Consider the following 17597-nt stretch of genomic DNA (forward strand, 5'->3'; position numbering starts at 1 on the left):
ATAGGCGGATTTGGACACGGGCTCGCGCCTCGGACACCAGCCCCTCATCCGCCTGCCAGCACCTTCTCCCCGCCTGCGGGGCGAAGGGGGCAAGCCGCGAGCCCAGTGTTCCCCGCCAGCCTCTCGCTGGGCACGTCCCCTCGCCCCGTTTACGGGGAGAGGGTTAGGGTGAGGGGCAGCCACGCGGCACAAAGGCTGCAGCAGCGGTGGCCTGCCGCCTGCATCTGCTGGACATTGCAAATACAACACGTCAGGACATCAAACAGGTCGAAATGCTGCGCCTCGTCCGTGGCGCGCAGAAATGGCCGCCGAAATCTTGATTTGATCTTACTGCGCCATCTGCGGCTGCTTTGCCGCTCGCGCTGCGGTCAATTCCGCCGTCGTGTGATTCAGGCGGTCGGCAAGCACGCGCATGATTTCCACGGCCATTTCGGGAAAGTCGCTGAGCAGCTTTAAAAAGTGCTCTTTGCTGATGCGTAATACTTCGAGGGGCGAGGTGGCCCGCACTGTCGCCGTGCGTGAGACATCGCAGAGAATGGCAATTTCGCCGACGATGGAATTGAGCTCGACGTCGGCGACCTTGATCTCGCCTGCCGGCGAGGAGACGATGATATCGGCGCTGCCGGAGAGGATGACATAGGCGGCATCGCCGACATCGCCCTGGTGGAAGAGATCCTGACCGGCTTTGTAGGTCATGCGGTCGGAGGTGAAGGCCAAAAGCTTGAGTTTCGCTGGTGCAATCCTGGAAAAGATCGGCACCCGGCGCAGCATTTCGACTTCGTCTCTCAACAGCATGAGCGTTTCAATCCCCTGACGCAGGGTTCTTGGAACCAGGCGTCTCAATTCCGGGCGTTCCCCCGGGAACGCCTACCATCGCCGCCCCCATAGAATATTACGATAACAGTTCCTTGAACATACCGTTTTTCTCGGAAAGTTCCGGATAGTTTCCCGCTTCCGCCAGCCCGCCGCGGTCGAAGAGCAGGATCCGGTCGAACATTTCGGCAAGCCGCGCATTCGAAAGCACCCAGATGATCGCCGGGCGCTCACCTTCCTTATGCAGGTCTTCGATGATGTTGCGGGTGATCTGATCCTGAACGCGCTGGTCGAGTGCCGACAGCGGCCGGTTGAAGACGAAATAGTCCGAGCGCTTCAGAAGCGCGCGGGCCAGGTTCAGCTTCTGGCGCTGCACCATGGTCAGCCGCTTGCCGCCGGAGCCGACGTCGAATTCGAGGCCGATCGACAGAACATCGTCATAAAGGTCGAGTGCGTCGAAGAGCTCGCCCATGATGGCGCGGATGCGGTCGGAGGCGTCGGCCTGCTGATAGGCGATACGGCCGAAGAGCACATTGTCCATCAGGCTTGCCGACGGGGTGAAACGCTCGGCGTCGTAGCGCTCGATCAGCTCGGCTAGATCGGCCGGAATATGCGCATGGAACTGCTTGCGGGCGCTGACGATCTTGTCCATCAGCTCGTTGGTCAAAAGGCCGAAGCGATGGCGCGGCTCAATATAGGCGAAGCTCAGCCGGATAATGGCGGAGCGCTCCTCAGGTGTCGCATCCTCGAAGCGGCGGCTTTGCAGCTTCTGCAGCAGCGCCTGATAGGTCGGAATGTCGTCCGCCGTCATGAAGGTCAGCTGCTGAAAGAAAGGATGATCCGGCGGCAGGTCGTGGAAGAGTTCGACGGCGTTTTCGGCGATCTCGAGGCCCATGGCGTAGAGATCGGTGCTGAGGCCCGTCTCGCGGAACAGCTGCTGGAAATAGGGATGGGCGGCAAGCCGGCGATTGGTCATCAGCGGCCGCTTCATCGTGCCGAAGAGCAGGTTTTCACCGACCGTCGCCTGGGCGTTGTAGGCGTCAAAATCGAAAGGCACGACGATGCCATCAAGACCTTCGTCGCGCAGCCGCTCGCGCAGCGACGCGCGCAGCGCCACGACATGGTCGCTGACCGCCACATGCACCTCGGTATTGACGTTCGAGCGCAGCGCCAGATCGAGGATGTCCTGCGAAATCTGCACGGCGTCGAGCACCGGCCGGATCGCTTTCAGGAGATCTTCCGGTCCATTGGCGCCGGCCGCCTGGTAATCCACCCAATCGCTGTTGAGGTCGAGCGTCGGGTTGCCGGCCTTCACCGCCTCGATAGAATGCCATTTATACTCCTGCGCTTCCTTCTCGTCGTAGACGGCGTCGATCATCGGCGCGTGCTTGAGGCCGTAGAGTAGATTGCTGGCGAGCGTGCCATGGAAGAAGAAGGTGTCGGCCGAGGCATAGGAGATGCGGCGGCCGGTGATCGATTCCGGCAGCTCGAGCAGGTCGCGTCCGTCGATGGTGATGCGGCCGGAGTCGGGCCAGATCATCCGGCCGAGCGCTTCGGCGAAGGCTTCGGCGCCGCTGCCGTTCGGGCCGACGATCGCAACCGTCTCGTTCGGCTTGATTTCGACCGAGACGTGGTCGACAAGGCGGGCGCCGCTGTCGTCGGAGAGCGTCAGATTGGTGACGACGAGTGCGCTGGTCAGTGGGCCCACGGGTGCGGTCGCCAATTCCTGGATGTGGCTCTCGATCAAGGGCTCGACGTTGAACTGCTCGTAGACCTGCTGATATTTCACCTGCACGTCCTGGCGCATCTGGTCCCAGTCAATCAGTTCCTTCAGCGGCCCGGGCAGGTCTTTGTAGGCTGATATGACGGCGACGAGCTGGCCGATGTCGAGCCGGCCCTGCAGCGCGAGATAACCACCGATCGCGTAGAACAGGAACGGCGTGACCTGAGCGAGAAAGTTATTGATGAACTTCACCAGGAACTTCCACTGGTAAAGGTCGTAGCGGATCGAGAAGATGCGGCCGAGCCGCCAGGCGATATCGGCGCGTTCGAGGTTGGATGTGTCGTTGCCGTGGATTGTGCCGATGCCTTCGACGATTTCGCCGACGCGGCCGGAAAGCTCGCGCGCCGTCAGCTGCCGCTGGCGGCCGAGATCCAGCAGGCGCTTGCGCATGCGCGGGATGACGACCGCCTGGACGCCGACGATGGCCGCGGCGATCATGCCGAGCCAGAAATTCTGCACGATGATGAAGGCGAGCGCGGTGATCGCTTGGCCGCCGAGCAGGGCAGGCGAGACGAAGGCGTCGCCGGTGAAGCCGCCCATCGGCTCCACCTCGTCCTTGATCATCGTAGCGATCTCGGCCGATTTTACCCGCTTGAAATGGGCCGGCGGAAACCGCAGCACCCGGTCGATCAGTTCGAAGCGGATGCGCCGCAGCATGCGTTCGCCGAGCCGGCCCTTATAGGTGTTGATGTAGAACTTGAAGAGCCCGTTCAGCACCACCAGCGCCAGGAATACCAGACTGAGAGCCATCAGCATCTGGAAACGGTCGAGCTGCACGCCCCTGAAGAATTCGACATGGCCGATCAGCGGAATGTCGTAGGCGATATGCATGAAGGTCTGAGTTGCGCCGGGGCCTTCAAAGCCGTCGCCCTGGATCGGTCCGTTGACGATCTGCTTGGGCAGATCGAAGGACAGGAAATAGGGGATCATCGAGGCCGCGACGACAGCCAGGATCCACAGCTGCTGCAGCCGCGTGTTCTTCCAGATATAGCGGGCGAGGCTCTTTTCCATGGCTAACCGTCAGCGTGCTGGGAAATTCCGAAGGCGCGATCCGGGCGCGGGGAGGGTAGGAATTGTCGAGAACAGAACCATGCAGCCGGACCGCCGATATCGCAATGGAAACAAGGCGAAGGGACCGGCTGCAGACAGGCCGATTCTCGCCGGAACTCTGCTTATATCACAGGACTTTTAAATTAGGCGAGCGATTCGGCAATCAGCGAGCGAATGATGGCAGCCGTCTTCTCCGCCCCGTCGAGATCGAGCGAGACCGGCTCCTGCCGAGGCGCTGCCAGCGCCTTTTCGACAGCCTCTTTCATATGGGCCGAGGTCAGCCCCTGTTCCGGCAGGATATCGGCAAGACCCAGCGCCTGCAGCCGTTCGGCGCGCACCGTCTGCTCGGTCTCGCCGCCGGCGACGAAAGGGATGAGGATCGGCCGGCACTCGGTGCGCAAGAGGTCGCCGACGGTGTTGTAGCCGGCCTGCGAGATCGATACCCTGGCGCCGCGCAAGAGCGAAGGAAAATCCCTGCGGAAGCGCACCAGCGTCACATTCGGGGCTGCGTCCCGCGACAATCTGGCGAAATCGGCCTCCGGCAGGTTGGGACCCGAGATCAGCAGCCAGCGAAGATCGACCGGCAGCAGCGCCGCCGCCTCCTTCGCCGCGCCGATCAGCTCGGCGCCGACCGCGCCGCCGCCGGCCGAGGCGATGATGTCGAAGGTTTCCGTCGGTTCGGGCGCCGGCGGCGGCGCGACGAGGCCGGTATACCGCAGCCTGCCGGCGATCTCAGGCGTCAGCGGGAAGGTATCCTCGAGCCTGACGAAGCTGGGATCGCCATGGACAAGCACGGCGTCGAAGTGATCCTTGACCAGGGCGACCGTCTCGGCGTCGCGGCCGGCCTTGCGGTTTTCCTGCAGGATGTCGCGCACCGAGCTGACGAGTTTTGGCCGCGGTTCGGCCTCTTCGATCGCTTGAAGCAGGGGCAGGAGTTCGAAGCGCATCTGCCGCCGGCCAAAGGGGAAGGCCTCGATGATGACGACGTCGGGCCTTGCGGCATGGAAGGCGTCGAGCAGCAGGTTCCGGCGAGCGGCCAGGAATTCTTCGCCGGCCGGCCGGCCATCGGCATCGGCAAGGCCGGAGAAACCGGAATTGCTGGCGACGACCGCCGGCAGGGCGACGGTCTTCACACCCTCGCCGGGAAAACCCGGCACCGGCAGGCCGCCGGTCACGACGGTGACGTCGAAGCCATCCCTGACGAGTGCATTGGCGATGCGGCTGGCGCGGGCGATGTGGCCGATGCCGAGCAGATGCTGGACATAGAAAAAGATGCGCGGTGCCATCATGACGCCTTCTGCCATTCGGCCTCGAACAGGCCGGCGAGCTGCCTGATGCTGGAATGATAATCGAAGTCATCGCGCACCCGCCTTTCGGCGGCGTCGCCAAGGCGCTGGCGCAGCGCCGGATCGCGGATCGCCGCCTCCAGCGCGCTGGCGAGCAGCGCCGGATTCTCCGGCGGCACGATGAGGCCGTTCTCGCCGTCCGTCAGCAGCTCCGGCACGCCGGATACCGTGGTGGAGATGCAGACGAGGCGCTGGCTCGAGGCCTCGACCAGCACGTTCGGCAAACCGTCGCGGTCGCCGTTGGCGGCGATGCGGCAGGCGAGCGCAAAGAGATCGGCGCGGCGGTAGTGATCGAGCACGTCTTCCTGTGCCATGGCGCCCTTCCAGACAATGCGGCGGGAGAGGCCGAGCTCGGCTGCGAGCGCCTTCAGCCTGGCAAGCTCGTCGCCGCCGCCAATATGCTCCATGCGCCAATGGAGATCAGCCGGCAGCAGCGCCAGCGCCCGCAGCAACACGTCGTAGCCCTTCTTCTCGACCGCGCGGCCGACGCTGAGAATGAAGGCCGGATCGGCCGGGTCGTTGCCGGTTCTCTCAGAATGTGCGCCGGAAAAATGGCCGAAGCGGGCGAGATCGAGGCCGTGATAGCTCAAATGTATGGCCTGCTTGCGCGATGTCAGCATGCGCATGTGTTCGTAGCCGGTCCGGGTGCAGGTGACGGTCCAGCGGGCGCTCTTCAACTTTTCCTTCAGTTCCCAGTCGGGCGAGGTCCATATGTCCTTGGCATGGGCCGAACAGGTCCAGGGCGTGCCGGTCAGGATGCTGGTATATTCCGTCACCGAGGCCGGCGTATGGATGAAATGGGCATGCAGCCACTCGCCGCCGTCAGGCCACTCGCGCGCCAGCACCAGCGCTTGGCCGAGGCGACGGAAGCGGTTGCGGGAGAGATCACGCTTGAGGTCGGCAAAGAAGCGTTTGATCAGCGCTTTGAAGCGGGGTTTGCCGTAGGCGGCGGCGAGGCCTTTCAGTACGCGGATCGGCTCCTCGTGCAAATATTCCGGCAGATAGACGACAGGCGCCTTGATCTCCTCATGCACCGGATGGCGCTTCTTGTCGGTCGGTCGGCGCATGGAAATCAGCGTCAGGTCGAAGTCGGCTCTTTCGAGGCCGAGCAGTTCCTGGGCGATGAAGGTCTCGGAAAGGCGGGGATAGCCTTTCAGCACGACGAGGATCTTGCGGCGTGGCGGCAAGGCTGTGCCCTATTCTGCGCCGACGACGGCAAGGTGGGTGGCGCGGCCGTCGAGCCATCGGCCGACAGTCTGCGAGATGTGGTCCAGCCCTTCGAGATGCATATTGCTGCCGCTTTTCGACGGCGGCAGCCGGGAGGGCAGGCGCTTCAGCGCCGCGGCCAGGATGGCCGGATCGGCCGATTGTTCCGGCAGCAGCATGTCGACGAGGCCTAGCTCACTTGCCCGCTTTGCGCGCAGCAGCTGTTCCTCGCGCGGCTTGACGCGCGGCACGATAAGGGCCGGCTTGTCGAAGGAGAGGATCTCGCAATAGGTGTTGTAGCCGCCCATGGCGACGACGCCGGTGGCGCCGGCGATCAACTCTTCCATATGATTGTCGAACTCGATCACCTCTATATAGGGAATGGCTTCGCCCTTCTGCACCAGCTTGGCGCGCTCGGCGGCCGGCATATAGGGCCCGAGCACGACGAGCGCTTTCTGTGTCAGCGTCGGATCGGCCTCGTAGGCGTTCATGACGTCATGGACGAGATCGGAGCCGTCGCCGCCGCCGCCCGTGGTGACGAGCAGGTAATTGTCCTTGCGGGCGTTGATCGAGCTCTTGCCCTTGGAAACGCTGCGCTGCAGGAAGCCGACAAAATCCATTTTCCGGCGCAGGCTGGCCGGCACGTCGAGACCAACGAGCGGATCGTAGAAGTCAGGCGGGCCGTAGACCCAGACGCTGTCATAATATTGGTCGATCTTCTGCATGATGCTGTTTTTCTTCCACTCGGCCTCCAGCAGATGCGGCGCGTCCATGATCTCGCGCAGCCCCAGCACCAGCACGGTGCCGCGGGCCTTGAGATAGGCAAGCGTATCCTCGACCTCGCCCTTCAATCCCATCGGCTCCTTGTCGACGATGAAGATATCCGGCTGGAAGGTCTCGGCCGTATGGCGGATGCTCGATTCGCGCATCTTCAGCGTCTCGTGGAGATCGATATGGCTGGCGAGCGACGTATATTCGCCGTTGCGCAGCTTGATGACGCTCGGGATCTTCACGAAGTCGACGCGGGCGCGGTAATCGAAGGCGCCGGCGATCGTCGCCCCCGAAATGATCAGGATGTTGAGGCCGCGATAGTCTTCGACCAGCGCATGGGCGATGGTGCGACAGCGCCTGAGGTGGCCGAGGCCGAACGTGTCGTGGCTGTACATGAGGATGCGAGCATCTTCGAGACGTCTGGCCATGGGTGTTCCCTCCGGGGTGAACAACATGAATTAGTACCCCCACCGTCCGGAGGCCAAGAGGCGGGCGCGGTGCCGGAAGGCGCCGCCGAGCTTCCCGCTATTTGTAGGGATCTGCCGCATCGCGCAAGCCGTCTCCCAGAAAGTTGAACGCCAAAATGACAAGAACAACAGGAATGATCGGAAAGAGCAGCCAAGGATAGAAGGCGATGACGCTGACGCTTTTTGCCTCGGTCAGCAGAATGCCCCAGCTGGTGATCGGCGGCCGAAGACCGAGGCCGAGGAAGGAGAGCGCGGTCTCGCCGAGGATCATGCCGGGGATCGAAATCGTCGCCGAAGCGATGAGATGCGACATGAAGCCCGGCACCAGATGCCGGCCGATGATGCGCGGCGTGCTGGCGCCCATCAGCTGCGCGGCCTGTACGTAATCCTCCTCACGCAGCGCGAGAAGCTTGGAGCGCACGGCCCGCGCCAGTCCGGTCCAGTCGATGATGCCGAGGATGACGGTGATGCCGAAATAAATGACGATCGGACTCCAGGTCACCGGCATGATGGCGGCGAGCGCCATCCACAGCGGCAGGCTCGGCAGCGATTGCAGCACCTCGATCAGGCGCTGGACGATGAGGTCGAAGACGCCGCCCCAGTAGCCGGCAAGCCCGCCGATGACGATGCCGAGCACGAAGCTGATCGAAATGCCGATCAGGCCGATCGTCAGCGATATGCGGGCGCCGTAGAGGATGCGCGATAGCACGTCGCGGCCGAGCCGGTCGGTGCCGAGCAGGAACATTTGGCCGCCGATCGCCGGGCAGACGAGATGATAGTTCGAAGCGACGAGGCCCCAGAACTTATAGGAATCGCCGCGGCAGAAGAAGCGGATCGGCTGCACGTCGTTCGGCCTGTCGGTATAGACGCGGTGCAGTGTGTCGAGATCGAGCGTCATGCTGCGGCCGTAGACGAAGGGACCGACGAACTCGCCCTTGTCGAAGAAATGGACGCGCTGGGGTGGCGCGTGGATGAAATCGACATTGCGCGTGTGCAGGCCGTAGGGCGCCAGGAACTCGACGATCAGGATCATCAGGTAGATGGCGGCAAGGAAGATGCCGGAGATCAAGGCAAGCCTGTGCTGCTTGAACTTCCACCACATCAGCTGTTTCTGCGAGGCGAGATGGATGCGCGATTGCGCCGCCGTCATGCTCTCGGTCGCGTGCGGATCGAAGGGCGCGGTGGAGACGTAATGCGGCAGCGGCGCGCCGGGTGCGGGAAGGGGCGACATTATTTGGTGCTCCTGCCTTGCAGTCGGATGCGGGGATCGAGGAAGCCGAGGGCGATATCGGAGATCAGCACGCCGATGACGTTGAGGAAAGCGAGGAACATCAGGAAGGAGCCGGCCAGATACATGTCTTGGCTCTGCAGCGCCTTGATCAGCATCGGCCCGGTCGTCTCCAGCGACAGGACGATGGCGACGATCTCGGCGCCCGAGATGATCGACGGCAGAATCGAGCCGATGTCGGCGATGAAGAAATTGAGCGCCATGCGCAGCGGATATTTGACCAGGGCCCGCATCGGATGCAGGCCCTTGGCGCGGGCCGTCGTCACATATTGCTTCTGCATCTCGTCGAGAAGATTGGCGCGCAGCCGCCGGATCATGCCGGCCGTGCCGGCCGTGCCGACGATGACGACGGGGATCCAGAGATGGGCAAGGATCGACTTCGCCTTTTCCCAGCTCATCGGCGCGTTGAGATATTGCTGGTCCATCAGGTGGCCGATCGACAGCCCGAACCAGACATTGGCGAAATACATCAGGATCAGAGCCAGCATGAAGTTCGGAACGGCGATGCCGAGCAGGCCGAGAAAGGTCAGCCCGTAATCGCCCCAGCTATACTGATGCGTCGCCGAATAGATGCCGATCGGAAAGGCGATCAGCCAGGTGAGCAGGATCGTCGTGAAGGAGACGAGGATCGTCAGCCACAGCCGTTCGCCGACGACGTCCGAGACCGGCAGTTGGTATTCGAAGGAATAGCCGAAATCGCCGTGCAGCATTCCGGCGACCCAGTAAAAGTAGCGGACGATCTCCGGCTTGTCGAAGCCGTATTGCTGGCGCATCTCCTCGATTTCCTGGAGGTTGGCCGTCTCCCCGGAGGCGCGCAGCTCGGCGATCTGGCTCTCGAAGAAGTCGCCGGGCGGCAGCTCGATGATCGTGAAGACAAGCGCCGAAATGACGAAGAGCGTCGGCACCATGGCGGCGATGCGCCAGAGAATATATCTGAGCACGCCTCAGGCCTCCTTGTACCAGAAAACATCCGGCATGTAGACGCCGAGATAGGAGGTGGGATCGAAGCCGTAGAGCGCTCTCTCCGGCAGGTTCTGCAGCTTGGCGGCGCGAAGGATCGGCTGCAGCGTGCTGTTGATGAGGCCGATCGAGAAGACCTGCTGCGTATAGAGCGACAGCATTTTGTGCCAGATCGCCTGACGCTCCTCGAACTTCGCCGTCGAGCCCCATTGGCCGAGCAGGTCCACCAGCTCTGCAGCTTCCGCCAGGTCTGGTGCGACGCCTTCCTGGCCGGCGGAGAGATAATGCATGCCCCAGAGCGGCCATTGCAACTGATCGTCGAGCGTCGGCGCAAGACCGGACGGCGACATGTCGGCCGTCGGCACGCCGTTGTCGAGACCATACCAGATCGACATCATGATTGTGCCGCTCATGGCGCGGTTGCGGAAGACGTCGCGCTGCGAGGTGCGGGTATAAAGCGCAAGGCCGATATCGGCCCAGTGATCGTGCACCAGTTCCAGCACGTCGGTATCGAGATTGCTTTCGCCGGCGGTCTCGACGGTGATCTCGGCGCGCCGCCCGTCCGGCAGCCGCCGGATACCGTCGTCGCCGCGCTTGGTTAGGCCAAGCTCGTCGAGCAGGCGGTTGGCCTCATCGGGATCGAACTTCACGAAGGCGTCGGCATATTCCTGCTTGAAGAGCGGGCTGTCGGGCAGCACGGTATCGGCGCTCGGCGTGCCCAAGCCATAGAAGGCGACCATGTTGATCTCGTGCCGGTTGATCGCCAGCGACAGCGCCCGGCGCAGCCGCACGTCGCGGAAAAGGCCGCGCCACACCTCGTCGGCGCAGTTGAGATTCGGCAAGAGCGTGATGCGCGAGCCGCGCGCGACCTTCCAGAGATTGACCTTCACCGGAAAGCGCTTCTCCGCCTCTTTCAGGAAGGTGTAGTCGTTGAAATCGATGCCGGTCGCCTGCAGGTCGGCCTCGCCCGCACCCGCTTTGGCAGCGATGATCGACGAGGAAGAGACGTTGAGGACGAAACGGTCGAGATAGGGAAGCTGCCTGCCGTTTTCGTCGACGCGATGGAAGAACGGGTTGCGCTCGAAGACGAACTGCTCGGCTGGCAGTGCGGTCGTATTGTGCCAGGGATCCAGCGTCGGCAGGTTCGGATTCTCGGGCCGGTAGGAGCGCGCCATCTTGATGTGCAGGTCCTGCCATTTCTTGGCGCGGTTGGCCTGCATCATCTGTTCCATCTTCGCCTGGTCGGGCTGATACTTCTTGTGGAACTGCTTCAGGTAATGCGCCGGCCCGAAGATGACGAGGGGTTGCGGGCCTGCCAGGGTTGGCAGGAACATCGGGTTGGGTTTTTCCCAGGTATAACGCACCGTCAGTGGATCGAGCATCTCGAAGCGCGGCAGGCTGCCGTGTGGACGAAGCTCGAGCGCACCGCCGCCGGGTGTTAGCTTGTCGTTGAGGATGACGTCTTCCCACCAGTAGCGGAAATCATCGGCGGTGAACGGCGCCCCGTCCGACCATTTATGGCCCTCGCGCAGCGTGAAGGTGAAGACCGTGTCTTCCTCGGAGCGGAAATCTGCCAGAATGTCGGGCTGGAACTGCAGGTGCTTGTCGTAGCCGATCAGGCGGGCATAGCCGTAGATCGTCATGAAGCGAATATCGCGCTGGCTGCCGATGATCGTGCGCACCGTGCCGCCATAGGCGCCGGGTTCGAGCCCCATCTCCTTCAGGTTGACGATGCGCGGACGGGCGGGAATGCGCTCGGCCATCGGCGGCAGGCTGCCTGATGCCAGCCGCTCCTTGAGGAATTCCGGCTCACCGGCCGGCTCGGCCCGCAGCACGGCCGGCGCGATCGCAGCACCGACGAGGCCGCCGAGAAAGGTGCGACGCGTCACCATCAGCGCAACTCCCGGATATCGACGCCCTTGCGGGCGCGCACCAGATGGCCGTCGCCGAGGTCGGCATAGGCAAGCTCGGAAGCGTCGTCATGCTCGGCGGTGAAGGTTACGCCCCAGTTCTGCTTGTCGGCGGCGCCGTTTTCCCTAAGGGCCTTGAAGTCGAGCGGCCGGTCGAGATCAGGGAAGGGGACGGCGGCAAGCAGCGATTTCGTATAGGGATGCACCGGATCGCGCAGGATGATTTCGCGTGGAGCGATCTCGACGATGCGGCCCTTGCACATGACCGCGATGCGGTCAGCCATGTAATCGACGACAGCGAGATTGTGCGAGATGAAAAGATAAGTGAGCCCCAGCTCCTTCTGCAGATCCTTCAGGAGGTTGAGGATCTGCGCCTGCACCGAGACGTCGAGCGCCGACACCGGCTCGTCGAGGATGACGAGTTTCGGGCCGAGTGCGAGTGCCCGAGCAATGCCGATGCGCTGGCGCTGCCCGCCTGAGAAGCTGTGCGGATAACGGCTGAGATAGCGCTTGTCGAGGCCGATCGCCGCCATCAGCCCTTCGACCTTGCGCTTACGCTCGTCGCTGTCACCTCGGTCGTGGATCTCCAACGGTTCGCTGAGGATGTTGCGCACCGTCATGCGCGGCGAAAGCGAGGAGACCGGATCCTGGAACACCATCTGGATCTTTGTGCGCATATCCTGGAGAGCCTCACCGCGAACGGAAAGCAGGTCGATCACGTCCTTGCCATCGTTGAACACCACCGCGCCGCTGTCCGGCGTGATGGCGCGCATCAGGATCTTGCTGACGGTTGTCTTGCCGCAGCCGGATTCGCCGACCAGGCCAAGACATTCGCCGCGGCGGATATCGAAGCTGACATCGTCCACAGCGCGCAGCACGGTAGCCTCGTGCTTGCCGAGAAAACTGCGCTTGCGCGTCTTGTAAGTCTTTGAAAGATTGGAGACTGAAAGCAGCGTGCCCGGGGTTTCCGCCTGCTGCGGCTTTTTCTTGCCGACCAGCGTCTCGAGATTGACCGGCACGTCGCGCAGTGCCTTCAGCCGCTCGCCGGGCTTCATGTCGAAATGCGGCACGGCGGCCATCAGGGCCTTGAGATAGGGATGCTGCGGGTTACGGAAGATCGCCTCGACCGGCCCGGCTTCCATGATCTCGCCGTGATAAATGACGACCACCTCGTCGGCCATATTGGAGACGATGCCGAGGTCGTGGGTGATGAGCAGCATCGCCATGCCGAGCTTGGCCTGCAGATCGCGCAGCAATTCCAGGATCTGCGCCTGGATCGTTACGTCAAGCGCCGTCGTCGGCTCGTCGGCGATCAGCAGCGCAGGCTTGCAGATCAGCGCCATGGCGATCATCGCGCGCTGGCGCATGCCGCCCGACAGTTCGAAGGGATACATGTCGTAGGTGCGGTGCGGATTGGAGAAGCCGACGAGGCCGAGCATCTCCTCGGTCCTTTGGCGTGCCTCCTGCTTGTCGACGTCGGTATGGATCAGGAGCACTTCGCTGATCTGGTTGCCGACGGTGTGCAGCGGCGAGAGCGAGGTCATCGGCTCCTGAAAGATCGTCGCCATGCGCTTGCCGCGCAGATCGCGCATCTCTTCGCTGTCGCGCGGCAGCGACAGGATATCTGTCGTGCTGCCGTCGAGCGGATCGGTAAAGAGGATGCTGCCCGACGCTTTCGCCGGATTGGGCAGGATGCCCATGATGGCTTGGCTGATCACCGATTTGCCGGAACCGGACTCACCGACGAGAGCGGTGACCTTGCCCGGAAGAATGCGGAGATTGGCTTCTTTTACGACACGGAGGCGGTCGCCGAAAACCGAGAAGGAGACGTCGAGATTCTCAATACGCAACAGATCGGCAGCGGACGCCATACCAATGAAATTCCCCAGTCTTCTATGTTCCCGTTAAGGCAACACTATCGTACCGCAAACGGGGTGTCTAGCTGATGACAATCAAGGGGAAATTGCCGCGTTTCACCATCTCTGCCCGGAAGAACCGGCAGTTCTAGCGGCCGCAACCGGGCGTTTTACTGAATGAACTTCTCCATACTTGTGCGCTTGACCTGTTTCTTGGCGTCGCGGTGCAGGAGAATGACCTGTTCGGCTTCGGAAAGTCCGTTCTGCACGGCCTCTCGGAAATGTTCGTCGACATGAATCTCCGGGGCCGGGGCACGTGGCTGCAGCACCGTGACCTTCTGGCGGATGCCGCGCAGCTTCTCCTCGCCGAGCGTCGTCCATTCGCCGCCGCAATAGCCTGCGAAGGCTTGGCTGGCGACGACTTCGCGGCCATATTTCTTGGTCAGGATCTGCAGACGCTGCACCTCGTTGACGGCCGATCCGAAGGCGGAGAAGGTCAACCGGTCCTTGAGGCCGACATTGCCGAACATGACGTTGCCGACATGCAGGCCGATGCCGTAACCGATCCTGGCCAGACCCTTCTCCTCGCGGTCGCGGTTGAGCTCGGCCACCCGCGCCTGCGCCTGGTAGACGGCGGAAAGCGCTGCCTCGCAGGCGATTTTCGACGGGTCCTTGTGACGCCCGCAGGGATAGACGGCCAGAAAGCCGTCACCGAGGAAGCTCAGAATCTCGCCGCCATTGCGGTTGAAGGGGGCGGCGATCGCGTCGAAGAACTGGTTCAGCGTATCGATATAGGCCTGCCTGCCTTCCTTTTCGGCATACATGGTGGATTCGCGCATGTCGCCCATGACGAGGGCCGCACGGATCGTTTCGCCGTCGCCGCGGCGGATCTGGCCGTTCAGCACCCGCTTGCCGGCGTCGCCGCCGAGATAGGTGGTCAGCATGTTGTTGGCGAGCTTGCCGAGCACCGCCATCTTGGCCGCGACCGCGAGATGGTTCTGCATCCGGAGCAGCGCGTCGATCATGTCGTCGGTAAAACCGTTATGATGATCGGTCGACCAGGAGCCCATCATGCCCTGCACCGAATCGTCGCCGAAGGGCTGCACGAAGGCGAGGTAATCGGTCATCCGGTCCTTGCGCAGATCCTCGAAGATCGGGAATTCGGCCGGGCCTTCCTGCATCAGCCGCCGGCGGATGTGCTGCAGGTTGTTGTCGAGCAGGTAATAATAGGGGCTCTGCAGGAAGCGGTCCGGCTTCTGGCCGGCGGGCATTCGGAAGCCCTCGATGGTGACGCCGCTGGCGCGCCGCCAGGTGAAGCTCAGCGCATCGTAGAGCGGATGCAGCATCGAAAAGGTCAGGTGCACGCGCGCGATCGGCAGGCCGGCGGCGGCAAGTCGTTCGCAGAAGCCGCGCACGATGTTTTCGAGGTCGTCGCCGGCCAGCGAGGAATGCGTCAGCCATTCGGCGACCCGGTCCAACAGGATGGAGGACACGCTGGATTCGATCGTGCTCATTCTCGGTATGATCCTCATAAGGCACGCCATCCCCAAGAGCCAAAAATCCCCTGGCCGACGCATTTTCATGCGCAGATCACAAGGAAATCAGGATGTACGAGCGGTAATATTTGTCAACGATCTGCCGAAAGCCCGGCAGCGGCGTCCTTCAATTCCCCATCTCGGAGGACCGGACGGGCAGTCCTTTCATAGCCGTTCATTATCAAAAGTCAAAATAGGGATGCTGCAAATGCGAAACAATGGGAGCCGAATTTTTTGTGCGCCGAAGTTGCAGCAAAGACGACCGCCGGGACATTTCGGCCACACCCCCCGGAGGAGGGGGCTAAATACCGCCCGAGGCCGCCAAGAATGCCCGGGGACGGGAGCGCCGGTTGGCCGCCAAGGCACAATAGCAGCCCAGCCAGGCTGGCATCGAGATGGCGGGCTGGCTGTTGCTGCTGACGTCGCTCACAGCCGACGACTGGCCGCCGAACGGCTCGCCTCGGCCTATCGGCTGCGATGGCAGATCGAGCTGAGCTTCAAACGCATGAAGTCGCCGATCGCTTGGAAGACCTTCGCCCAAGGGATGCCGACCTGGTCCGCCTGTGGATCAACACCGCCCTGCTCGCCGCGCTGCTGGCGAAAGACGACCTGCCGACGCTCGATTCGAGGCGCCGGACACTCTCCCCTTTTGCTTGAGCCGATCGAGCTTGCCGATCCGGGATCTCGTCGGCATCTCTATCGCCGTCTTGCACCGCGCCACTGATCCTCGCCCTCTTGCTCAGCGCAGAATTGGGCTGCCGTGATGGTTGTCACCGGCTTCGGTCGCCGTTCAGGACCATTCCCGTTCTCTTGTGTCGCCTTTCTAAGGGACCGGCCGCCGTTAACGTCAACCCGCAAGGGGTTCCCCTGCGCTGGCGCTCCGGTGACGCCTGCGGCTCGGCCCCTTCTTCGGGCGCCATCGGGAATGGTCCCGAGCAACCGAAGGAGACAGAACCATGGCCACCACGATCGCAACGCTCACGCAGAAGACCGACGGCACCCTCGAAGGCATCTTTGCGACCATCCGGGTAAACGCCCCGATCGCCATCGTCCCCAACGCCAGCAAGGCGAGCGACGACGCACCCGACTACCGCATCATCCACCGCAAGACCGGCTTCGAAATCGGGGCGGCGTGGAACCGCATTGCCCGCCAGACCGGCGAGGAATATCTCTCCGTCAAGCTGGAGGCCCCTGAGATCGGCGTGATCTTCGGCAACGTCGCCCAGGCTCCTGGCGGTGATCCCGCCAAGAAGGTCATCCTCTGGAACAGCCCGAACTGAAGAGCGACTCGAGCGGCCCCGAGCGATCGGGGCCGCCTTCGCCGTTTCGCGATTTGTTACGGGCGGCATCAGCAGTGAAAGCGGGCATCGAGCCCGCTTTCACTCCTCCTATCGTGCCACACGAGACCAAGGACTGTCTGCTCAGATATCCAAGTCTGCCGTGAGGGTCGTGCCGCCTCAAGGACTTCGCGGCCCCTCCAATTTTCAGCTGGCGCCCTGAAGGGCACCGTCAGAAAATCGGTTCCTCCGCTCGCCGGCTCCGCCGGTCGCTGACGCGATCCTTGACCCGGCCCGAGCCTCACGACCCAGGTCGTCATCTTTCACATCATTCAGGAGATGACGACGATGACGATTGCACTCGAAATTCAGATTGAAGAACTGCGCGCCGAACTCAGAAACGCCGATCCGGCCGAGCGTCGCCAGATCGAAGCGGAGCTGGAGATCGCTCAGGCCGAAAAACTGACGATAGCGCTCGCTGAGCAGGAGGGCACCATCGATGCTGCGCCACCCTTCTGAGCGCGGCGTTTGCCTTGTCGCCTGGGCCGGTACGCCGGGTCGACCGGCGCGTCGACCCGAAGCTGCGCTTCGCATCAATGATCATCGGCAAGGATCAGGAATGTTTCCGCGGACAGCCCAGACCATGGGTTCACGTCTGACATTTGTGTTCGGTCTATAGCCACGTGCCCGTTTCGTATGGAGAAGATCAAGGAACATGCGGACTGCATCCTCTTCCTTGTCGAAGTGATGCACCATGGCTTGTCCGGCCGTTCCGATCCGTCCCCATCGCCGCGTCAGGCAGGGAGTGCCGAACAGCGTTGCTTCGATCGCGAGCGCATAGAAGCGCGCCATATTTTTCGTCGCGTCCGTTCGTTCGATGTAGAGCTGATAGGGTTGAGCGAGCATGGCGGAAGAATCGCTTGTTCCAGCTTTTGCGTCCAACGACACTTGTGAATCGGTCGGCCCACTCCGATTCATTTTCGTGATGATCTTCGAAGGTGATGATCGTGGATTTGGGCGAACCGGCCGATGGCCGGTCGGGTGCTATTCGCTTCGCTCACGAAGTCCGTAAACGGTCTTCGCCTCGGATCACGTCCCCTCTCGCGGGATGATGTGAGCCAATTGACCAGTCGCAGGCTGGGGTTCTATCCTCGACACTTCCTGCCGGCTCACGCCGGAAACGGTCGCGGCCCCTTCGGGTCCGCGGGTCTTCTTCTCTCTGACGTCCTATTTTACTCCAGCAAAGTCGGGTAGCAGCGGGGCATTGCTGCCCCGCCGCCCCCTAAGAACCGGGCGTGCGGATCACTCCGCACCCGGCTCAAGCCATTCTCCAGC

At 62.5% G+C, this 17597-nt stretch carries 14 protein-coding genes; 3 read left to right on the forward strand and 11 right to left on the reverse strand.

Annotation, left to right across the window (positions count from 1 at the left end; all coding sequences use genetic code 11):
- Positions 1–327: 327 nt before the first annotated feature.
- The 10 genes from FHT70_RS14145 to FHT70_RS14190 all read right to left on the reverse strand — a co-directional run bounded on the left by FHT70_RS14145 (position 328) and on the right by FHT70_RS14190 (position 14964).
- Positions 328–795 carry a cyclic nucleotide-binding domain-containing protein gene (locus FHT70_RS14145; protein ID WP_004679746.1) on the reverse strand — a complete coding sequence of 156 codons (468 nt, stop codon included), beginning with the start codon at positions 793–795 and terminating at the stop codon, positions 328–330.
- Positions 796–892: 97 nt separating this feature from the next.
- The gene (locus FHT70_RS14150) at positions 893–3607 is read right to left on the reverse strand and encodes an ABC transporter ATP-binding protein (RefSeq protein WP_183702208.1); all 2715 of its coding nucleotides are present in this window, start codon (positions 3605–3607) and stop codon (positions 893–895) included.
- A 182-nt stretch (positions 3608–3789) separates the two neighbouring features.
- Positions 3790–4935, reverse strand: a complete 1146-nt coding sequence (locus tag FHT70_RS14155; RefSeq protein WP_183702246.1) for a glycosyltransferase — start codon at positions 4933–4935, stop codon at positions 3790–3792.
- Entirely contained in the window at positions 4932–6179 is a 1248-nt protein-coding gene (locus FHT70_RS14160; RefSeq protein ID WP_183702211.1) for a glycosyltransferase, read from the reverse strand. Before FHT70_RS14160 ends, FHT70_RS14155 begins: the two co-directional genes overlap by 4 nt.
- A 9-nt stretch (positions 6180–6188) precedes the next feature.
- Complete coding sequence (locus FHT70_RS14165) at positions 6189–7397, reverse strand: glycosyltransferase family protein (RefSeq protein ID WP_183702214.1); 1209 nt, start codon at positions 7395–7397, stop codon at positions 6189–6191.
- Between the two features lie 97 nt (positions 7398–7494).
- Positions 7495–8667, reverse strand: a complete 1173-nt coding sequence (locus tag FHT70_RS14170; RefSeq protein ID WP_085780649.1) for an ABC transporter permease — start codon at positions 8665–8667, stop codon at positions 7495–7497.
- A complete protein-coding gene (locus FHT70_RS14175; RefSeq protein ID WP_183702217.1) occupies positions 8667–9665 on the reverse strand; it encodes an ABC transporter permease in 999 nt (332 codons plus the stop codon). Before FHT70_RS14175 ends, FHT70_RS14170 begins: the two co-directional genes overlap by 1 nt.
- Before the next feature lie 3 nt (positions 9666–9668).
- The gene (locus tag FHT70_RS14180; RefSeq protein ID WP_183702220.1) at positions 9669–11576 is read right to left on the reverse strand and encodes an ABC transporter substrate-binding protein; all 1908 of its coding nucleotides are present in this window, start codon (positions 11574–11576) and stop codon (positions 9669–9671) included.
- A complete protein-coding gene (locus FHT70_RS14185; RefSeq protein ID WP_183702223.1) occupies positions 11576–13465 on the reverse strand; it encodes an ABC transporter ATP-binding protein in 1890 nt (629 codons plus the stop codon). Before FHT70_RS14185 ends, FHT70_RS14180 begins: the two co-directional genes overlap by 1 nt.
- Before the next feature lie 155 nt (positions 13466–13620).
- Positions 13621–14964 carry an adenylate/guanylate cyclase domain-containing protein gene (locus FHT70_RS14190; protein WP_183702226.1) on the reverse strand — a complete coding sequence of 448 codons (1344 nt, stop codon included), beginning with the start codon at positions 14962–14964 and terminating at the stop codon, positions 13621–13623.
- A gap of 543 nt (positions 14965–15507) precedes the next feature.
- Here FHT70_RS14190 and FHT70_RS30590 point away from each other — a divergent pair.
- The 3 genes from FHT70_RS30590 to FHT70_RS14205 all read left to right on the forward strand — a co-directional run bounded on the left by FHT70_RS30590 (position 15508) and on the right by FHT70_RS14205 (position 16781).
- A complete protein-coding gene (locus tag FHT70_RS30590) occupies positions 15508–15642 on the forward strand; it encodes a hypothetical protein (RefSeq protein ID WP_259668353.1) in 135 nt (44 codons plus the stop codon).
- A gap of 299 nt (positions 15643–15941) precedes the next feature.
- Positions 15942–16265 carry a DUF736 family protein gene (locus FHT70_RS14200; RefSeq protein WP_097598976.1) on the forward strand — a complete coding sequence of 108 codons (324 nt, stop codon included), beginning with the start codon at positions 15942–15944 and terminating at the stop codon, positions 16263–16265.
- A 336-nt stretch (positions 16266–16601) separates the two neighbouring features.
- A complete protein-coding gene (locus tag FHT70_RS14205) occupies positions 16602–16781 on the forward strand; it encodes a hypothetical protein (RefSeq protein WP_176536281.1) in 180 nt (59 codons plus the stop codon).
- 81 nt (positions 16782–16862) lie between these two features.
- Here the strand turns inward: FHT70_RS14205 and FHT70_RS14210 are convergent, their stop codons facing one another.
- Positions 16863–17168, reverse strand: coding sequence for a WGR domain-containing protein (locus FHT70_RS14210; protein WP_097598975.1), 306 nt, complete (start codon positions 17166–17168; stop codon positions 16863–16865).
- Between the last annotated feature and the right edge of the window lie 429 nt (positions 17169–17597).

It is taken from the genome of Rhizobium sp. BK049 (assembly GCF_014193135.1).
In the GTDB taxonomy this organism is placed as follows: domain Bacteria; phylum Pseudomonadota; class Alphaproteobacteria; order Rhizobiales; family Rhizobiaceae; genus Rhizobium.